Origin of the sequence: Actinomycetospora endophytica, from assembly GCF_021026375.1 — a bacterium.
Taxonomy (GTDB): domain Bacteria; phylum Actinomycetota; class Actinomycetes; order Mycobacteriales; family Pseudonocardiaceae; genus Actinomycetospora; species Actinomycetospora endophytica.
Genome location: NZ_JAJNDB010000003.1, coordinates 582,448 through 599,823, shown reverse-complemented (window position 1 = coordinate 599,823; position 17,376 = coordinate 582,448). Strand labels below are relative to the sequence as shown.

Genomic DNA, 17,376 nt, shown 5'->3' with positions numbered 1-17,376 from the left:
GTCCTGAGCGAGTTGCTGCTGATCGATCCGAGCCGGCACAGGCTCGATCGTGTCGGTCATGACTGGTCCTTCCCCCGGGACACGCCCGGAGCCAGAAGGCCAGTTACACCGTCAGTCGGACACTCCCCTCGGCACCACCGCGTCACGAGGGACTTTGCTGAGAAGCGGTACGGCGACGTTGTGGGCTGAAGCCGCGGCTACGACTGCGGCGATGGAGGCTCTAGAAGATCGCCTGGGGGTTGACCGGTACTCCGGTGGCGCCGCGTAGCCGTGGCGGTGCGATCGTGAGCAGGAAGGCGTATCGGCCCAGCTCGGCGCAGACCGCGGCGAGCGCGTCGACCTCGGCGCCGTCGATCAGTGGCATGCCGAGGCGGGCGAGCCCGACCAGGTGCAGTGGCATCGGTACCTGCGAGTCGACCGGTGGGTGCGCGTCGCCGATGTCGCCGGCGTAGACCGAGACGTCGCGGTGTCGCATCCAGGCGATCGCGTCGAGGGTCATGCCGGGCATCGGGTTCGCCGGGTCCCGGGAGAACTCCCACCCACCGCGCACGACCAGGGCGTCCCCGGGCTCCAGGCGTACACCGGTGCGGTGCTCGGCGGCGTCGAGGTCGGCGCCGGTCACCGGGTGTGCCGGTGGCAGGCGGTCATCGGGGGCCAGATCGAGCAGGACTCCTCGGGTGAGCACACCGTCGGCGAACGCGGTGGTCGAGCCGTGGAGGACACCGGTCGGGGTCACGGCGTCGGTCAGGGGGCGCCCGGGGTAGACCTGCCCGTCGACCGGGATGTGCACGAGCGCGTCGAGGTGGGTGAGCCCGGGGTTGTGCGGGGTCACGACCAGCACTTCGGCCATGCCCATCGGCGGGACGCCGGTGTAGAGCATGGCCTGCTGCACCGGTGGGGACGGTGGGGTGGGCGGCGCGAACGGCCCGCCCATCATGGACGCCGGGTCGATGGGCCTCGCCAGTGACACGACCCGCCCGGTGCGCGCTTCCCTCAGTGCTCGGGCACGGGTCTCGTCGGTGATCAGGTTCAGGGTGCCGAGCTCGTCCTCGGCGCCCCACCGGCCCCAGTTGCTGAGGCCGTCGATGCTCTCGGAGTCGGTCACGCCGTCCCTCGTTCCGTCGCGATGGTGGCCCGGGACGGGCTGTCCGGTCGATCACGCACGGGCCGGCTCCGGCACCTGCAGGCCGGCCACCCGGTCGAGTGCCGCCAGGAGGCCGGCGTCGCCGGTGCCCCGGGCGCTCAGATAGCCGTCGGGGCGGACGAGGAGCCACTCCCCGTCGGTCGCGGCCAGCGTGTCCCGGACCCGGCCGTCGGGATCCCACACGCCGTGGTCGTCCTCGGCGCGGCCATGCCGGCTGATCGTCACCGTGTCCAGCCATGCCGACAGGGGTGCGGTGACCGGGTCGGTGGTGTCGTGGCGCCCGGCGACGAGCAGCAGGTGCCAGGCGGGAGCCCGCAGCGCCGCGCGCAGTGCCGTCCAGCCGGGCGACTGGGCGTCGGCGGCGGTGATCTGGGTGAGTCGCTCGCCGGGTCGTGGTCCCGGGCCTGGCTGATCGTCGCGCACCGTCAGCGGGCTGTCGGGGTAGGCGATGCTCAGGCCCGACATGCTTGCGATCAGCTGGCGCATGAAGCCGTGATCGGAGCCCTGGGGTCCGGCGGCCGGTGCGTCGACCATGGCCGTGTTCATGACCTTGCTGGTCGAGGCGAGCAGGGCTCGGCCGATCGGGACACGCTCGGCGTCGTAGGTCTCGAGCAGTGCCGTATCGGCGTCGCCGCGGACGACCATGGCCAGCTTCCAGGCCAGGTTGTAGGCGTCCTGGATGCCGGTGTTGAGGCCCTGACCGGAGGCGGGGGAGTGGACGTGGGCGGCGTCGCCGGAGACGAAGCACCGCCCGACGTGCATCGCGGGTACCGCACGCTGCTGGATGGTGAACTTCGACGCCCAGTTCGGGCGGTCCACGACGGTGTCGCGGCCCAGGGCCTGCGACAGCTTGGTGCTGAACTGCCGGGCGATCTGGTCGGGCTGCTCGGGGGTCCCGTCGCCGGTGGTGTCCAGCAGGCGCCACTTGCCGGGATCCGGGAACGGGAACGCCATCAGCGCGCCGCCGTCAGGGAACAGCCAGTGCACGCCGTCCCGCTCGAGGTCGGTGTGCACGGTCGCGTCGGCGATCAGCCAGGTGTGGGCGGCTTCGCCGGCCAGCGGGAGCTCGAGGGCCTTGCGGACCGTGGAGTGCCCGCCGTCGCAGCCCCACAGATAGCGGGCACGCACCGTCTCCGCGCCGCCGCTGCGGCGCAGTGTGGCCGTGACCCCGTCCTCGTCGTGGCGGAAGGACTCCAGCTGCGTGCTCCACTCCACGGGAACCCCGGCCGCGGCGGCATGCCCGCGCAGCACGCGCTCGGTGATCACCTGGTCGACGTTGAACATGTACGGGAAACGGGTCGCCAGATCGCCGAACTCGAAATCGACACGGTTCGCGTGGTCGTCCTGGTGGCGGATGAACGCGTTGACCCGCGTCCCGTGTGGGGCGACGTCGCCGAGAATCCCGAGCTGGTCGTAGATCTCCAGACTGCGCGCGTGGGTGCCGAGCGCCCGACTGGTCGTGGCCGGACCGTCCGCGGCGTCCACCACCCGCACCGACACGCCCCACCGAGCCAGCGCCAGCGCAGCCGTGAGGCCGACCGGACCTGCCCCGGCGACGAGGACGTCGACGTCGTAGCTCGCCATGGAACTCCCGCCTTCTGTGTCAGCTATGCTGACACAGACGATAGTCCGCAGCGGACAGGAGCGCGACCCATGAGCCCCGAGAGCCGTTCGGAAGCGGACCAGCCGCTGCTCGGGCTGTTGCAGCGAGGTGTCCGGTGGTTCTCCGAGGAGCTGCTCGAACGCCTGGAGGCCGCAGGCGTCGCCCCCATCACCCCGGCCCACGCCGCTGTCCTCGCACACCTGGCGCCCGAGACGCCGCTGAGCATCGCCGAGCTCGCGCGCCGTGCCGGCGTCACGCGCCAGACGATGCATCGCGCGGTCACGCAGCTCGTCGACGAGGGGCTGCTGGTCAGCACGCCGGGGCCGGGTTTCCCGCGGAGCACCCTCATCGGGCTCACCGACGCGGGCCGTCGGCGCCGTGAGGTCGCCTCGGGGATTCTCCACGATCTGGAACAAGAACTCGGGAGTCGGCTGGGCCCCGGGGAACTGGCGGAGTTGCACAGCACCCTGACGCGAGCCTGGCCGCGGTGAAGAATCGGCAACGCCCTCATTCAGTCCACTTGTTCGATGGCGACGTCAATGGTGTTGCTGTGAGCCCGTCGTCGTTGCCGACACGGCGACATCGATCATCTGTTCCGGACGGAACTCCTGGGTGCCGGTGCAGCTGCGGGTCAAGCGCCCTCGGCTCGCCCGGCGTCGGGTCGACACTCCGGATGTCAGCTCTCGTCGTACTCGTCCGCCGCCTCGTTGCGCTCCCGGACGATCTCCAGGGCGCGAGCGGCGGTGGCCTCATCGGGGTATGGCCCGAGGCGTTCCGGAGCGCTGCAGCCGTCCACGCCCTCGACGCGGTGGTGGTTGAGGCAGAAGTAGTACTCGTTCTCGTGCGCCACGCGGTCACTCTCGCATCTCCAGGGGTGGGCGCGGTGGGAGCTCGTGCTGCCCGAGCCCACGCACGATGCCGCGGTGGCGTGGATGAAGCAGCTGAACAAGATCTTCCGCGGCAGGTACGACCAGTTCGTCCAAATCCTTCACGCCGACCTCACACACGCCTCTAGGGTGATCCCGACGCAGCGGCGGGAGGGGCGTGTGAACCGGCGAGACCAGGAGGCGGCCACGCAGTGGGCTGCCCGGAACGGTTGGGCGGTGTCGAGGAACGCCTCGCTGCCGTTCGAGCTCGGCGGCCCCCAGGACGGCCGGGGCGAGGCGGAGATCCTGCTGTACTCCACGGTCGACGGACGGCCCGTCGCGGTGGCGGACCACTGGTACCGCCGCTGGCACAACTCGTGGGACTCCGAGGCGAATGCGCGGCGGATGATGGCCCGGCACACGGTGACCATGGTCAAGCTGCCGCAGTCCTATCCGCGGATGACGGTCAAGCTCCGGGGCGGCGGTGCGTGGAGCGCGGTCACCTCGGTGCTCGGAGGGGTCGGTGCCGCCCTGGACCCGGTCAACGCCTTGCTCGGCGGTATCCAACAGAAGCTGTTCTCGCCGCAGACCGTCGACCTGACCCTGGGGCATCCGCCCTTCGACGAGAAGTTCGAGATCGTGGCGACCGACCCGGACGTCGCCCGCTCGCTCCTCGGCCCGTTGCTCGTCGAGGAGCAGGCCTCGGGTCGCGCACCGACGTGGACCATCCAGGGCAGCGACCTCTACACGCTGCAGGGATCGAGCCCGATCGTGCCCGAGGAGATCCCGGCGCGGCTGTCGGCACTGCTGCGCGTGGCGGATCTGCTGGGCCACTGAAGGCCCGAGGGCGGCGGCGGCAGGCCGACGGCCCGGGTCAGGCCCCGCGCAGGGCGTTCACGCCGGGGTCCTCCCGGAGCCGGCGCAGCCCGACGAACCGGTAGTTCTTGGCGGCGCCGAGGGAGACGCCGAGCTCGTCGGCCGCCTCCCGGACGGTCAGGCGCCGGAGGTCGACGAGCTCGATGACCTCCCGCTCCCGGGGCGAGAGCGTCGACAACGCGCGCGCGACGACCAGGTGGAACAGGACCACGTCCTCGAACGCCACCGCCGGATCGGGGAGCTCCCGGACGCCCTCGGAGTCGTGCGTGAGGTGCTGCAGCTCCCGGCCCGCACGGGTCCCCCACGTGACCGCGCCGTTCCGGAGCGCCTGGTGGAAGAGGGCGTCGATCCGGTCGGGATCGCGGAGCACCGGCGGCTTCTGGCACACCTTGCGCATCACGTCCTGGAGCAGGTCCTCGGCCTGTTCGGAGTGACGACCGAGGAGCCGGCGGGCGAACGCGACGAGCTGGGGACGCGCATCCCCGTAGTAGTCGATCAGCATCGTCAGGTGGTCGGCGTGATCGCTCCCGGAGATCCGCTGCAGTCCCGCGCGGCGATCCCGGTCGACGGCCAGGCCGTCCTCGGGTGGCATCCACCGCCGATCGAAGTGCAGCAGCAGCCGGGTGAGCCAGTCGTCGGCGGGGTCGACGGCGATCGTCACGTGGAGTCCTCCGGGTCGGTTCGTCCGACCCGGCCATTCTCACCCGATCATGTGTCCTCCGCCCAGGGACCCGAGGAGGCCGGCCGGGGCGTTCGAGCGTGAACGCCCCCCATGTCCACCGCTCACGCGCGACGCCCCGACCGGCCTCTACCGGTAAGGACCAGGAAGCGCCGCAAAAGGTGGGGGTCACTCGTCCTTCAACGAGCAGGGTCGGTTCGACGGCGTCCCCTCGGGGAGCAGCCGGAGCTCGGCCGGGTCGAACTCCTCGTTCTGGACCAGGCACAGCCGGGTGCGCCACTGCTCCGCGTCCACCGCCACCGAGAACGCGAAGTCCCCCGAGTCGAGCTCGGTCCGCCCGCCCACCAGCCGGCTCGGCACCGTGCCGGGCGGGAGGTGCAGCTCGCCGTCCGCCTGCCGGGCATCGACGTCCCACACGTCCACGCGCGCCTGGGCCGGATCGCTGGTCAGTGAGCGCCCGGCGGTGTCGGAGCCGAGGATCGCGTCCGTCCCCGGCGGCACCGCGATGCGCGCTCCGGCCTTCCCGTCGCGGACACGGTGGTCGACGAGCTGGTCCGGTGCGTCCAGCGACACCAGCCGCTGCTGGTCGACGAGCAGGCCGTCGGAGGTCCCGGGTGACCCTTGGACCGCCGTCGGGGTGGGAGAGCTCCGGGAGAGGAGGTCGACCCCCGTGGGGACGCGCAGCGCGACGGTGGCCGCGTCCGGGGCGACGGCGAGCGTGGGGTTCAGCGCGGTCCCGGCGTCGGTGCGCACCGGCGGCGCCAGGAGGCGGTGGGTGCTCGCCGACCACCACGAGAGCGTCCCGCCACCGAGGACGACGAGGTCGTCGGGACCCCGGGCGAGCGTGACCGGGATGCCCGCCGGCACCGGCAGGGCGTAGGTCCCGAGGGGTCGGAAGTCGGGCAGCGCGAACTCGCTGACGACGGTCCCGGAGGGTCCGCCCCCTACCGCGAGGAAGGTGCCCGCGGCCGATACCGAGGTCGAGGACCACCCGCCGGTGGGAGCGGCGAGGTGCCCGAGCACGCTGTACTCGAAGCTGTTGATCGCCGTCGCGCCGGTGGGGTCGGCGATGACGGTGGCGCCGTCGTTCGGGCCCTTGAGCAGGGCCGCGGGCGGGCCCGTCGGAGCGCGCCAGCCGGGGGACTCCAGCGGGTTCAGCCCGTCGACGTGGCCGTGGTCGATCAGCTCGCCGTCCCGGGGACGCAGGACGAACCGGGGGTTCACGGGGATGCCGGGGCCGGCTGCCGGCGGGAGGACGGGGGACGCGGCCGGGACCCAGGCCGCGCGTCGGCGCCCGTCGGGAAGGTCGACGATCTGGATCGGCTGGATGCCCGAGGCGCCGGGCGTGCTCTCGATCCACACCAGGTGCGCGCCGTCCGCGGTGATCGTCGACGGACGGCCCGCGCACCCGTGCGGGCCGGTGGGGACGCGGGTCCGGACGAGGCCGGTGGCGGCGTCGGTGACGATCACCGTCTGGTCGGGATCGGTGTCGCAGCGCACGGTGACCGCGCCCCGGAGGGCGATCCCGGTGTCGGCCGGAGCGGTCCCGACCACGGCGCCCGAGGTGTCGCGCACGGTGAGCGCGCCGTCGGCGGCACGCACCAGCAGCCGGGTCGGGTCGCTCGTCGGCCAGACGGAGATCCCGGCGTCGGGCAACCGGGCCACCGTCGTCGTCGTGAAGGTCGCGAGGTCGACGCCGGTCACGACGGTGCCCGTGCCGTCAGGGCCGTAGGTCAGGAGGTGCGCGCCGTCGGGGGTCGGGACGACGGCGGTGGCCGGGGGACCCGGGACGTCGCGCGCGCCGGCGGACGACGTCCGGTCCCAGACGCGGACTCCACCGGCCCCGGTCCGGATCACCACCCAGCGACCACCGCCGGTGACCGCGACCGGGCGGGCGTCGGCGTCGGACCCGGGGATGGCGGAGAACAGCGGGGCGTTGGTGCTCAGCCGCTCGGCGAGGCCCGAGCCCTGCGGGGTGACGACGACGGTGTACTCCTGGTCCGGGTCGGGCACGAGGATCGTGCCGGGCTCGTCGGTGCCGGGGACCGGGATGACGTTCGTCGTGGACCGCCGCAGCAGATAGGCCTGGCCCAGCGCGGTGCGGGCCGTGGCGTCGGCGGGGTCGCTGCGGTAGGCGGCGAGGGCGAGCTGGGTCGCTCGGGGCGGATCGGTCGCCTCGGCCGCCAGCGCCAGCCGGCCCAGGGTCTCCGCGTTCGCGGTCTCGCGTGCGGCGGCCACCCGGGCGCGCACCACCGTGGTCGTCAACGCGCCGGCCACCAGCACCAGTACCAGCACGACGGCCGTGAGCAGCAGGCGGCGCCGACGGTCCCGCCGCCGTCGCCGTGCACTCGCCGCGACGAGGGCGCGGATCGGGGCGTCGACGTCGTCGTCGCGCTGCTCGAGGAACTCCCGGGCCCGGCCGAGGTCGTCGCCCCGCAGCAGCGCCGCCGGGTCGGCGGCATCCCGCCACGCCGCCGCCCGGGTGCGTGCCCCGTCGCGCCAGCGCAGGAACGACGCGTCGGCGGTCAGCCGGCCCGCGAGCAGCGGCCACCGGTCGACGAGGGCCCGGTGGGCGAGCTCGGCGACGTCGGAGCCACCACGACCGATCGTCACGACGCGGGCCGCGGCCAGCTTCTCCAGCACCTCCCGCTGCGCTTCTCCCAGTCCGTCGAGGGCGAGCTCGCCGCGGTCGAAGCCGTCGCCTGCCGGACGGACGAGCCCGAGGAGCAGCTCGCGGGCGACCAGCCGGTTCGCGGCGTCGAAGCCCGCCCAGGTCTGCTCGGCGAGCGCGACGGCCGTGTCCGCCACGGAGAGGGTCGTCCCCGGGGCGTCCCAGAGCCGGTGCATCAGGTGCTGGAGCAGCGCGAGGCCGCCGGGCTCGTCGCCGGCGTCGTCGACGAGTCGGGCCGCGAGGGCGGGGGAGACCGCGGGGCCCGGGCGACTCGCGGGCGGGCAGAGGATCGTCCGGCGCAGGCTCTCCCGGTCGAGATTCCCGATCGCGATGGTGGCGGCGCGCAGGCCCTCGTCGTTCCCGACGACGGCGGGCCACCGGTCGGCGCGGGCGGTGGCCACGACGCGGTTCCCCGTCTCGCGCTGCCTCCGGACCCACTGCGCGGCGTCGGGGCGGAGGTCGAGCCGGTCGGCGACCACCAGATCACTGCTCGCGGCCACGACTCCGGCGTAGAGCAGCGACGTCGCACCCTGCCCCGACCCGGCGGTGATGACGACGATGCCGTGCCGGTCGAGAACACCGAGACACCGCTCGAGGTCGGACTCGCGGCCGAAGAACCGGTCGTGCTGCTCCGCGGTGAAGGCGTCGTCCCCCGGGAAGGGGTTGACCAGCAGCTCCGGCGCCAGGGCGAGGACCTCGTCGGCGGGCAGGGCATAGGCCACGCCCTCGTGGGAGAGCCGGTCGGCGGTGACCGCCAGTCCGAGGACCGAGGCGCCCTCGCCGTCCCAGACCGGGGCGCCGCTGAATCCCGGTCCGATCCTCGGGCCGTGATCGGCGGCGAGCTGGAGCCAGCCGCTGCCCTGCATCGCCCGCAGCGTCCCGGCCGACCACACCCCGTCCTCGCGCCCGAGCGGGAAACCCATCACCCGGAACTCGGCGCCCCAGGGCCGGTCGGGGCGCGCCCACGGCGGGACGGGAGCGGGAACGGGGGCGTCGAGGTCGAGCAGCGCGACGTCCCCGGCGCCGTCGGCCCGGGGCGGTTCCCACCGGCGCACCGTCCCGGTCCGCCGGGTCCCGACCGCGAGGAACGGAAAGTCGATCCGTATCGCGTCCGGTGGCGGGGCGACCGGCAGCTCGTCGTGGGCGAGGGTGGTGGCGACGACGTGGGCGCAGGTCGCGACCAGGGACGGGGTGAGGAGCACCCCCGAGCCCACGGCCACCCCGTCGGGGGTGCACACCCGCACCACCGCGCTGTTCTGCTCCACCCGGTGCTGCCCCCTCCCGGCCGAGGGGAGTTTGGCACGGGCTCCCTCGGCGGCCGGGCAGCGCTCACGGCGGCGGGCCTGGAAAGGCCTCACCGGTTCTCGGGCACCGAGCGCAGGTCGAACGAGAAGAAATCCCGGCTCGAGACCTGGAGGTAGTGCTGGGTGCCGATCTGCTGGTCGGGGAAGAGCTCGAACGCCGGCGGTTGCGGCCGGCCGTTCGGGTGGAAGTAGACCCCGGACACCCAGGCGGGGTTGATGTCGAGCTCCATCCCGCGGACCACTCCCGCCGAGCGCAGCAGCTCCCCGAGGGTGCAGACCGAGAGGGCGGGCCCGCCGACGTAGACCATCGCGCCGGTGGGGGTTACCCCGAACGCCGAGCGGCTGATGAAGGCGGCCTGCCCGACGGTGGAGCCCCACTGCCTGGTGCCACCGGTGGCGCAGGTCGGGTTGACCACGCCGTTGTCGACCAGCGGCACCAGGTTCTGGCGGACCGCGGCCACCTGCGGGCCCATGCCGATCTCCCCGCCCCAGGCGCCGACGTCGACCCGGCCGTCCGTGTCGATCACCATGCTCGCCGCGCCGGGCACGAGCGGTCGTAGCTGGCGACCGTCCTGGTACCAGCCGCCGTGGCTGTCGCCCTGCAGCCGGAACCCGGCCGAGAACGCGGTGACCACGCTGCGCTGTTCCGTGGCGTCGATCTTCGGTGGGATCGACCAGTGACCGCCCGGGTCCACGGTGCCGGGGTGCAGCACCCCGCCGACCAGCGTCGGGTCCATCCAGAGCACGCCGACCAGGAACGACGTGTGCTCGGCGTCCGGGCGCACCGTCGTCGCCCGGACCGCGACGCCGCGAGGCGTGGAGACCACCGGCTGCCACTGACCCTCGCCGGGCAGCGGCGACACGCCGACCGGCGGGCGGAGCGGCGGTGGCGCCGGCTGCCCGCCGGGATGCTCGGCCTCGGCGCCCGGTGGACGCGGGATGCCACCTGGCGGCGCGCCACCGATCCGCGGCTTGTTCACTTCGTACTGACCCGCCTCGAGTGCGGTGACCAGCGGGCCGAGTCCGTGGTCGCGACCCCACTCAGCCAGGCGGGCGGCGACCGGGTCGCTCCCAGGGCGGGTCAGGGCCTCGACGATCGACTGCGCGGCCATCAGCCCGACGACCACGACGGCCACACCGACGACCGACAACGCCCGCAGCCACCACCGCCGCGGCCACCACCGGCGGCATCCGCGACCCACGTCGACCCAGCAGTACCGACAGGCGGACGCCAGGGCCGACAAGAGTCCGGGCACGCGATCGCCGCGGCGGGAGAGCATGTGGCGGCTCCTCCCGGCGACACGCCTCGGGGCTGCTCGACCAGGGCGCCGCATCGCTGGTGACAATGGTCGGGTCCGGACCAGGAAAGATCAGGATGTCCTGCCCGTCGTGGAATGCCGGAATGGACAAGCGTGCTCCGGGGATTGCCGGCTGTCAAAACTCCCGCATCCCTCGCCTCGCCTCTCCTTCTCGATTCATCCGATTCGCGAATCGTCGATCCTCGGACCGAGGCGATTCCGGACATGATCACGGGGCAGAACCGGGCGAGGGAGTCTCGGTGCGAGACACAACGTTGTAGCCAGCAGCCAAAACGCCCGGTATGTTGTGGCGCGGCGAAGGATCTGCCGGCCCCGGGTCTGGCCCGCCCGTGCGGCGCGGGGACAGCACCGAACTGCCTCCGGGTCGCGCCGCGGACCGGACCGTGTATCGCTGCGTAGCTGGGGGGCTGCGCGCTGCACGGCCCGGTCCGCTCTCTGTTGATCAGGCGTGGACCTGATGCGGTGAATGGCAGAGGCCTCCACGTGAGGGACGCTTGTCCGGATGTCCGTGGCTGGTGCCGGAAAGGACGGGCGCAGTGACATCTCGGCAAGCGGCAGAGGCGACCGGCGTCCCGGCGCCATCGGGAGGACCCGACCACGGGCACCGGGCCGCGGTGACCCGACACGCGTTGCTGGTCGCAGCCGGCGAACAGTTCGCCTCCGGTGGATATCACGGAAGCCCGCTGCGAGAGATACTCGGTCGTTGCGGGGTCACCAAAGGCGCCTTGTACTTCCACTTCCCGGACAAGCTTGCGCTGGCCGACGCAGTGATCGCCGCGACGACCGGCACCTGGCGGGAGATGGGCGCCGAGATCCGCTCGTTCGGATTCGACCCGCTCTACACCCTGGTGCTGCAGACCGAGCAGGTCGTCAGGCTGATGCGTACCGATCCCATCGTGCGCGGAGGCATCCGACTGCTCAACGATCCTGGTGTGCCCACGACCCGGGCCAGCGAGCACTACGGGTACCTCGAGGCCGCCACCGCCGCCCAGCTCACGGCCGCATCCGAACTGCTGCGCGACGAGGTGAGCATCCCCGACCTGGCCCGGTCGCTGATCACGGCCGTGGCCGGCCACAATCTGATCTGCGAGCGGACCGGGACCATCGACGAGCTCGGGCCCCGCGTGCACTCACTCTGGCAGGTGTTGCTCCCTCTGGTCGCTACTCCCCGCTGGCTCGATGCCCATCGCCACGACCTGCCCTGGCACGACCACGAGTACGCGACTCGACGCGGCGTGAACCGAGCACCATGACGGTCAGCGGAGTGGACCGACCGGCCGGTGATCGGGCCGGCGGTGGCGTCGAGCACGTCCATCAGGCCACCGATATGGGCGAGATCGCTCGGCGCCTACGGCAGCTCATCGTCGCCAGCGACGAATACCGGCGGACGATGGCGTCCGCAATCGAGGTGAGTACCACCGAGGCCGCGGTCCTGGGCCAGCTTCTCCATGAGGGGCCACTGACTCCCACCCTCGTCGCTGCGCGAGCCGGGCTGACCGCCGGGAGCGCAACGTCGCTGATCGACCGGCTGGCGACGGCGGGCCTGGTCGAACGCACACCGCATCCCGACGATCGTCGGCGGGTGCTGGTCGAGCTCACACCCCGAGGTCTCTCGGCGATCGAGACGATGTTCGCCCTCTTCGCCTCGGACATCGACGAAGCGCTGGGTCGGATCGGACCTCGACTGGTCGACGATGTCGAACTGCGGGGATCGCTGGCTGATCTCCTGAGCGAGATGGCGGCGTCGTTGCGGTCGCACGCCACCAACGCCGGCCGGCTCCGGACAACCCTCGAGGAGGCGACCGCCGAGTCGCCCGACAGTTCTGGAGGAAATCTCGGAGCTTAGGGGTGGGATCGGCTGACCGCGGACTCGCGCCGGATCCGGTCAGCCGATCCCGTGCCCGCTGCACTTCCCGGGGGGTTGGAGTGCAGCGGACAGCAGGAGGAGCAGAAGCCCTCTTTCGAGCAATCGACGTTGCGGCGTAGGTCCACGCCGCTTCGGTCGAGAAGATGTGTGTGCCTTTGCGTGAAGAATGTCTGCTTCGACTGACTCCCGACCCGCCCTCCCGATCGAATCCGGATCGGCCGCACATACTTTGACGATCGAAAGGCACGCCGTCAAGAAGCCGTGCGATGCGAGGCAATGTCTCGACGAGGGTCGACGTCTCGAATTCGTCCGAGTTCGGACGGTGTCCATCACGGACGCGGTCGACGGCGTTGTGGTGTCGCCCGCAGCGACGGGTTGCCGCGGTCAGCGTCGCCTGGGCGGGGCGTTCGGGCCGACATGGTCGTGGGTGGCGGCCCGGGCTGCTTGTCGGGCGTGTGAGCAGTGTGTTCAATGAGGAGCGCAATTAACCGAGTCGTTCATTACAGAACTCGGGGCGACATGACCACGGACGACCAGCTCAGCCTGACCTTCGCCGCGCTCGCCGACCCGACCCGGCGCTCGATCCTGGTCCTGCTCGCCGAGGGCGGGGCGACCGTCAACGAGGTCGCCGCTCGGTTCCCGGTCAGCGTCCCGGCGGTCTCGCGCCATCTCAAGGTTCTCGAACGGGCCGGGCTGATCACCCGGAGCCGTGAGGCCCAGTGGCGACGCAATCCCGAACCGTTCGACGACGCCGTCGCGTGGATGCAGTCCCGGACCCGGACCTGGCAGGCCCGCATGGACCGCCTCGAGGCGTACCTGCGCCTGCCTGCGGAACCCGAACAGCAAGGAGCCGACGATGAGTGAGCAGACCCCCACCTCGACCGACGGATGCGTCCTGATCACCCGGGTCTTCGACGCCCCGCGCGAGCGGGTGTTCCGCGCCTGGACCGACCCGGCGGCGCTGGCCGCCTGGTACGGCCCCGAGCGCGTCGAGGTGCCGGCCGAGCGCATCCTCGTCGACCTCCGGCTCGGCGGGCGCTACGAGCTCACGATGCTGGCCCCCGGGGGCGGCGAGTTCACCGTCGGCTACGAGATCATCGAACTGGTCCCGCCCGAGCTCCTGGTGCTCCGGTCGGACCCGATGCCGCAGGTGGGCATGCCCGACTCCAGCGTGTTGCGGGTCGAGTTCCATGACCACGGGCCCAGGACGCGCATGACGCTCAGCGACGGCCCGTACCCCGCCGACGGCCGGGCCGGGGCCGAGGCAGGCTGGACCGCCGCCTTCACCAAGCTGGCGGGGCTGATCACTGCCTGACGCCTGTCTCCGACCCGCTACGGCACTGGCCGGGCCGCATGGAGAACGCGGAACTCGCGCCGGCCCAGCAGGCGTAGGACGAGCGCCCGCGGACAGCCGTAGGCGCGCAGGCCGCGAGCGGTATCGCAGTCCTCGATCCGGTCGATCGTGTGTTCCCGGCCCTGGTGGACGACCTCGCATCCCCCGGCCGCGACGATGTTGCGGTACCAGTCGACGGTGGGTCCGTAGGTGAGCTCGGCGACGAATCCGTCGGGGACCGTCGCCAGCATCACCGGGGTCTCGTAGACGCGACCACTCCGGCGCCCGGTGTGCCGGACCAGCGAGAACGGCCCGTACCCGGTGCGGGCCAGCCGTCGTGTCGCCTGGTTGAGGGTGTGCTCGAGCAGCCACAGGTAGCGGCGCGCCAGGGGGCTGGTGGTCATCGCGAGATCAGTTCCGTTCCGGCTGCGGGGTCCAGGGGTGGATACGTGGCCACCAGGCGGGGACGGCCGCCCGGTAGGCCTCGTACTCGGTGCCGAACCGACGGGTGAGGGTGGGTTCCTCGTACCAGTGCACGAATGCCGCGGGTGCGATCCACACCGCCGCGGCGTAGACCAGCAGCCGCGCCTGACCGAAGATCAACGCCTGACCGACGACGGCCAGCAGCAGACCGACGTACATCGGGTTGCGCACGTAGCGGTTGAACCCGGAGACCACGAGCCGGTCGGTCGGGGCCAGGGGGATCGGAGTGCCGCCGGCCTTGACGAACTCCACGAACGCCGAGCCGGCAGGAAGCAGTCCCGCGGCGACCAGCACCGCACCGACCACCCGAATCGCGACGCCGCCCGGTAGCTCGGGGCGCCACCGCCACCGGGTGATCAGCCACGGGATCAGCCCGACGACCGTGCCGGGGGCCACCAGGAAGAACCCGGCGCTGAGCGCCGCCGCCGAAGGTCTGCGCATGAGGGGTTCCTGCTCTCGGTTCCCGGGTTCATAGTGCCAACGTGCGTTGGCAAACCTAGCGCGCTCGGCTCGGTTTGCCAACGCGTGTTGGCTATCGTGGGGCGGTGGCGTTCACGGCAAGATCGCAGGCGGCCCGCGACGCCGTGCTCGCGGCAGCCCGGCGGGCGTTCGCCACTCACGGCTTCGAGCGCGCGACGGTGCGGGGTGTGGCTGCGGACGCCGGTGTGGACGCCTCGATGGTGATCCGCTACTACACCAGCAAGGACGGCCTGTTCGAGGCGGCCACCGCGATCGACCTCGCCCTCCCCGAGCTGGGTCCGGTGGTGGCGTCGGAGCGCGGCGCCGCGCTCGCGGAGCGGTTCGTCGAGCTCTGGGACGGCCCGGACACCGGCGAGGTGCTCACGTTGCTACTGCGATCGGCGCCCACCAGCGAACGGGCTGCCGACCGGATCCGTGACGTGTTCTCGACCCAGGTCCGCGTGATGGTCGAGCGGCTGGTGGACCCGCGGCGCACCGGCGACCCGGGGCTGCAGGTGATCACCGACCGGCGCTCCGCGGCGCTGAGCTCCTACATTCTCGGGACGGCGCTCGCCCGCTATGTCCTCCGGCTCCCTCCGCTCGGCGACGCCCGACCGGACGAGGTCATCGCGACGATGGGGCCGGTCGTCCAGGCGATCCTCGACCGGTGACCAGGAGTCGACCAGAGCCTGCTGGGCTCACCGGCCCCCCGTCCGGGGCTGATCAGCAGTGTCGAGGAAGCCGCGGACGAGCTCTGCCATCGCGGCCGGCTCCTCCAGCAGGAAGAGGTGCCCGAGCCCGTCGGCGACGTGGACCCGGGACCGGGGCAGGAGCGTCCCCAGGATGCGGGCGTTGACGACGGGGACGATCGGGTCGTCGCTGCCGGCCAGGACGAGCGTCGGCTGGGAGAGCCGCCAGATCCAGGGCAGGCTCGTCCACCCGCTGACCGCGTAGAGCTGTCCGAGATACCCCTGCCAGCTGGTGCTCCCCAGGTGGGCCTCCGTGTGGCGGGCCGCGGCGCCCGGGTCACCGCGGAATCGGCCGCCGTAGATCTGCCCCGCGATCCGGGCGAGGTGGTCGGGATCCTGATAGCGGCGGGGCGTGGCGAGCCGGGCCAGCACCCACGGTGACCCGGGGATGCCGCCGACGCCCGGCGCGGTGGCGGCGAGGACCAGCCGGCGCACCAGGTGCGGGGCCTGGTGGGCGAGCTGCTGCGCGACCAGCCCGCCCATCGAGACGCCGAGGACGTCGACGTCGTCGTGACCCAGCCGCGCCACCAGTTGCTGGACCGTCCGGGCGATGCCGCTCATGCGTCGGGGCCGGGGGTAGGGGTCCGAGCCGCCGACGCCGGGCGCGTCGAAGGAGATCGTGGCGGTGCCGCGACGGAGCAGCTCGTCCTCGAACGGCTCGGCGAGCTCGAGACCGGCCCCGATCCCGGTGATGATCAGGAGCGGTCGGCCCTCCCCGCGGGTCCTGATCCGCAGCCGACGCCCCTCGACCACGACCGTGCGCACCCCCGGCCGGTCGTCCGTCGGCTCCTCAGGTGAAGGCCGTGACACCGGTGATGTCCCTGCCGACGATCAGCGTCTGGATGGTCGCGGTGCCCTCGTAGGTGTGGATGGCCTCGATGTCGGCCATGTGCCGCATGACGTGGAAGTCGAGCAGGATGCCGTTGCCCCCGAGCAGATCGCGGGCCTCGGCGATGACCGCGCGGGCCTTGACCGTGTTGTTCCGCTTGGCCAGCGCGGCGATGGTGTCGGTCAGCTTGCCCTCCTCCATGAGCCGCGCCAGCCGCAGGCAGTAGAGCTGCATCGAGCAGACCTCGGCGAGCATCTCGACGAGCTTCTCCTGCACGATCTGGAAGCTGACCAGCGGCTTCCCGAACTGCTCGCGCTGCGCGCAGTACGTGGCAGCGATGTCGTAGGCCGCGACGGCGTGGCCCAGTGCCGACCAGGCGACCTCGTTGCGCGTGCCGGCGAGCACCCGACCGGTGTCCTTGAACGACCGCGCACCGGGGAGTCGGGCGTCGTCGGGGACGCGCACCCCGCGCAGCGTGATGTGGGCCTGCCAGACCGCGCGCAGCGAGCCCTTGCCGTCGATGCGCCGGGTCTCCAGCCCGGGGGAGTCCTTCTCGACGAGGAAGCCCTTGACCCGGCCGTCGTCCTCGTCGCGGGCCCAGACGACGAGGACGTCGGCGATGGTGCCGTTGCCGATCCACTTCTTGGCGCCGTCGAGGAGCCAGGTGTCGCCGTCGCGGCGGGCCCTGGTCTCGAGCGCGACGGAGTCGGAGCCGTGCCGCGGCTCGGTCAGCGCGAAGGCGCCGATCGTCTCCAGGCGGGCCATGCGGGGCAGGTAGTGCCGCTTCTGGTCCTCCGAGCCGAGCATCGCGATCGACTGCATCGCCAGGCCGGCCTGGACGCCGAGGAACGTGCCGACGCTGCCGTCGCCGCGGTTGAGCTCCATCGCGATCAGGCCGGAGGCCATCGGGCTCATGGGTGGGCAGCCGTAGCCCTCGATGCCGTCGCCGACCAGGCCGCGCCGGCCGAGCGCGGCGATCAGCGGCCAGGGGAACTCGGCGTTCTCCCAGTAGGAGTTGATGACCGGGAGGACCTCGTCGTCGACGAAGTCGCGGGCCCGGCGCCAGTAGTCCCGCTCGTCGTCGGTGAGCTGGTCGCCGATGTGGAAGTAGTCGGTGGCGCGCGAGCGGCCGATGGCCTCGTAGTGCGGCTCGGTCAGGTCGGGGATCTCTCGGGGGTCGGCGGTGTCGGTCAT

Annotated in this window: 17 protein-coding genes; 7 read left to right on the top strand and 10 right to left on the bottom strand. The window is 72.4% G+C overall.

All coding sequences use genetic code 11. The annotated features are described in order from the left end of the window. Positions 1-220: 220 nt before the first annotated feature. A complete protein-coding gene (locus tag LQ327_RS18185; RefSeq protein WP_230736206.1) occupies positions 221-1,105 on the bottom strand; it encodes a cyclase family protein in 885 nt (294 codons plus the stop codon). Between the two features lie 51 nt (positions 1,106-1,156). Beyond that, positions 1,157-2,728 (bottom strand): FAD-dependent oxidoreductase, encoded by a 1,572-nt coding sequence (locus LQ327_RS18180; protein ID WP_230736204.1) that lies wholly within the window; start codon positions 2,726-2,728, stop codon positions 1,157-1,159. Between the two features lie 69 nt (positions 2,729-2,797). On the opposite strand from LQ327_RS18180, the gene LQ327_RS18175 reads away from it, so the two are divergent. Continuing rightward, a complete protein-coding gene (locus LQ327_RS18175; RefSeq protein WP_230736202.1) occupies positions 2,798-3,238 on the top strand; it encodes a MarR family winged helix-turn-helix transcriptional regulator in 441 nt (146 codons plus the stop codon). A gap of 185 nt (positions 3,239-3,423) precedes the next feature. Here the strand turns inward: LQ327_RS18175 and LQ327_RS18170 are convergent, their stop codons facing one another. Further along, positions 3,424-3,597: a hypothetical protein gene (locus LQ327_RS18170; protein ID WP_230736200.1), complete on the bottom strand. Its 174-nt coding sequence runs from the start codon at positions 3,595-3,597 to the stop codon at positions 3,424-3,426. A gap of 253 nt (positions 3,598-3,850) precedes the next feature. Here LQ327_RS18170 and LQ327_RS18165 point away from each other — a divergent pair, with 253 nt between their 5' ends. After that, positions 3,851-4,450 carry a hypothetical protein gene (locus LQ327_RS18165; RefSeq protein ID WP_230736198.1) on the top strand — a complete coding sequence of 200 codons (600 nt, stop codon included), beginning with the start codon at positions 3,851-3,853 and terminating at the stop codon, positions 4,448-4,450. A 37-nt stretch (positions 4,451-4,487) separates the two neighbouring features. On the opposite strand, the gene LQ327_RS18160 is transcribed toward LQ327_RS18165, so the two are convergent. From LQ327_RS18160 to LQ327_RS18150, 3 genes are all read right to left on the bottom strand, one after another. Next, the gene (locus tag LQ327_RS18160) at positions 4,488-5,150 is read right to left on the bottom strand and encodes an RNA polymerase sigma factor (protein WP_230736196.1); all 663 of its coding nucleotides are present in this window, start codon (positions 5,148-5,150) and stop codon (positions 4,488-4,490) included. 186 nt (positions 5,151-5,336) lie between these two features. Next, positions 5,337-9,104, bottom strand: a complete 3,768-nt coding sequence (locus LQ327_RS18155; RefSeq protein ID WP_230736194.1) for a S1 family peptidase — start codon at positions 9,102-9,104, stop codon at positions 5,337-5,339. An 89-nt stretch (positions 9,105-9,193) separates the two neighbouring features. Beyond that, positions 9,194-10,423 (bottom strand): hypothetical protein, encoded by a 1,230-nt coding sequence (locus LQ327_RS18150; RefSeq protein ID WP_230736192.1) that lies wholly within the window; start codon positions 10,421-10,423, stop codon positions 9,194-9,196. Between the two features lie 653 nt (positions 10,424-11,076). Between LQ327_RS18150 and LQ327_RS18145 the strand changes: the two genes are divergently transcribed. The 4 genes from LQ327_RS18145 (at position 11,077) to LQ327_RS18130 (ending at position 13,644) form a co-directional block, all read left to right on the top strand. Next, on the top strand, positions 11,077-11,715 hold the full coding sequence (locus tag LQ327_RS18145) for a TetR family transcriptional regulator (protein ID WP_230736190.1): 639 nt from the start codon (positions 11,077-11,079) through the stop codon (positions 11,713-11,715). Between the two features lie 11 nt (positions 11,716-11,726). Next, entirely contained in the window at positions 11,727-12,308 is a 582-nt protein-coding gene (locus LQ327_RS34035; RefSeq protein WP_308286338.1) for a MarR family winged helix-turn-helix transcriptional regulator, read from the top strand. A gap of 540 nt (positions 12,309-12,848) precedes the next feature. Further along, on the top strand, positions 12,849-13,193 hold the full coding sequence (locus LQ327_RS18135; protein WP_230736188.1) for an ArsR/SmtB family transcription factor: 345 nt from the start codon (positions 12,849-12,851) through the stop codon (positions 13,191-13,193). Continuing rightward, the gene (locus LQ327_RS18130) at positions 13,186-13,644 is read left to right on the top strand and encodes an SRPBCC family protein (protein WP_230736186.1); all 459 of its coding nucleotides are present in this window, start codon (positions 13,186-13,188) and stop codon (positions 13,642-13,644) included. The genes LQ327_RS18135 and LQ327_RS18130 overlap by 8 nt, the downstream gene beginning before the upstream one ends. 17 nt (positions 13,645-13,661) lie before the next feature. Here the strand turns inward: LQ327_RS18130 and LQ327_RS18125 are convergent, their stop codons facing one another. Then, positions 13,662-14,066: a PNPOx family protein gene (locus tag LQ327_RS18125; protein ID WP_230736184.1), complete on the bottom strand. Its 405-nt coding sequence runs from the start codon at positions 14,064-14,066 to the stop codon at positions 13,662-13,664. Positions 14,067-14,073: 7 nt separating this feature from the next. Then, positions 14,074-14,586 (bottom strand): methyltransferase family protein, encoded by a 513-nt coding sequence (locus LQ327_RS18120; RefSeq protein ID WP_230736182.1) that lies wholly within the window; start codon positions 14,584-14,586, stop codon positions 14,074-14,076. Positions 14,587-14,690: 104 nt separating this feature from the next. Here LQ327_RS18120 and LQ327_RS18115 point away from each other — a divergent pair, with 104 nt between their 5' ends. Further along, positions 14,691-15,275, top strand: coding sequence for a TetR/AcrR family transcriptional regulator (locus tag LQ327_RS18115; RefSeq protein WP_230736180.1), 585 nt, complete (start codon positions 14,691-14,693; stop codon positions 15,273-15,275). A 27-nt stretch (positions 15,276-15,302) separates the two neighbouring features. On the opposite strand, the gene LQ327_RS18110 is transcribed toward LQ327_RS18115, so the two are convergent. Beyond that, positions 15,303-16,118 (bottom strand): alpha/beta fold hydrolase, encoded by an 816-nt coding sequence (locus LQ327_RS18110; RefSeq protein ID WP_230736178.1) that lies wholly within the window; start codon positions 16,116-16,118, stop codon positions 15,303-15,305. Between the two features lie 25 nt (positions 16,119-16,143). Continuing rightward, positions 16,144-17,376 (bottom strand): acyl-CoA dehydrogenase family protein, encoded by a 1,233-nt coding sequence (locus LQ327_RS18105; protein WP_230736176.1) that lies wholly within the window; start codon positions 17,374-17,376, stop codon positions 16,144-16,146.

Bases quoted from the DNA above. Each gene is read 5' to 3' on its own strand.
- LQ327_RS18175 (WP_230736202.1), top strand. From the start codon at position 2,798: ATGAGCCCCGAGAGCCGTTCGGAAGCGGACCAGCCGCTGCTCGGGCTG.
- LQ327_RS18130 (WP_230736186.1), top strand. From the start codon at position 13,186: ATGAGTGAGCAGACCCCCACCTCGACCGACGGATGCGTCCTGATCACC.
- LQ327_RS18105 (WP_230736176.1), bottom strand. From the start codon at position 17,376: ATGACCGACACCGCCGACCCCCGAGAGATCCCCGACCTGACCGAGCCG.
- LQ327_RS18125 (WP_230736184.1), bottom strand. From the start codon at position 14,066: ATGACCACCAGCCCCCTGGCGCGCCGCTACCTGTGGCTGCTCGAGCAC.
- LQ327_RS18120 (WP_230736182.1), bottom strand. From the start codon at position 14,586: ATGCGCAGACCTTCGGCGGCGGCGCTCAGCGCCGGGTTCTTCCTGGTG.
- LQ327_RS18150 (WP_230736192.1), bottom strand. From the start codon at position 10,423: ATGCTCTCCCGCCGCGGCGATCGCGTGCCCGGACTCTTGTCGGCCCTG.
- LQ327_RS18135 (WP_230736188.1), top strand. From the start codon at position 12,849: ATGACCACGGACGACCAGCTCAGCCTGACCTTCGCCGCGCTCGCCGAC.
- LQ327_RS18180 (WP_230736204.1), bottom strand. From the start codon at position 2,728: ATGGCGAGCTACGACGTCGACGTCCTCGTCGCCGGGGCAGGTCCGGTC.